Origin of the sequence: Shewanella sp. DNRA4 (assembly GCF_012843185.1) — a bacterium.
GTDB lineage: Bacteria > Pseudomonadota > Gammaproteobacteria > Enterobacterales > Shewanellaceae > Shewanella > Shewanella xiamenensis.
In genome coordinates, this window is the sequence record NZ_JABAIP010000036.1 from 1 (window position 1) to 929 (window position 929).

General features: G+C 49.0%; 1 protein-coding gene. It reads left to right on the forward strand.

Going from position 1 to position 929, the window contains the following annotated elements:
- Positions 1 to 929 (forward strand): calcium-binding protein (locus tag HG547_RS20570; RefSeq protein WP_282433154.1); only part of this gene is annotated, 929 nt, incomplete at both ends.

Genomic DNA, 929 nt, shown 5'->3' on the forward strand with positions numbered 1-929 from the left:
GGCAATGACACCTTGTCTGGCCATTACGCGAGTAACAATCTGCTGGATGGTGGTGAGGGGGACGACACGCTGAAGTTGAACTCGTTAGTGAGTAATGCAGCGAGTTACACCAACCATTTCCGCGGTGGCAAGGGCAATGACACGATAATAGGGACTTACAGTGAGGACATCTACCATTACGACTTAGGGGATGGCAGTGATGTGATCACTGATTATGGTTATGACTCAAAGCAATCTGCCAGCCAATATCGTCAGGATAAAATCGTCTTTGGTGCGGAAATCACCCGTGAGATGGTGCAACTGACCCATAACACTGCAGGAGATTTGGTTCTGACCATTACTGACCCGAGCAACAGTCAGAATAATGGTCAAATCGTGGTGAAGTCGGGTTATACCTCAAGCGCTAATGCAATTGAAGCGATCGAGTTTACAGCTGATAGCAGTGGTGCGAGCAACTTGAATGCCGCAGACATTATGAGCGCCGCGGTTTTGATGTTAGGGACTGTCGGAGATGATGTGATTACGGGGACATCAGTCGCAAACCGTGTACTAGCGGGGGCGGGTAATGACACGATTGTCGGAGGCTCTGGTACAAATGAATTGTATGGCGAATCGGGCAATGACACCTTGTCTGGCCATTACGCGAGTAACAATCTGCTGGATGGTGGTGAGGGGGACGACACGCTGAAGTTGAACTCGTTAGTGAGTAATGCAGCGAGTTACACCAACCATTTCCGCGGTGGCAAGGGCAATGACACGATAATAGGGACTTACAGTGAGGACATCTACCATTACGACTTAGGGGATGGCAGTGATGTGATCACTGATTATGGTTATGACTCAAAGCAATCTGCCAGCCAATATCGTCAGGATAAAATCGTCTTTGGTGCGGAAATCACCCGTGAGATGGTGCAACTGACCCATAACAC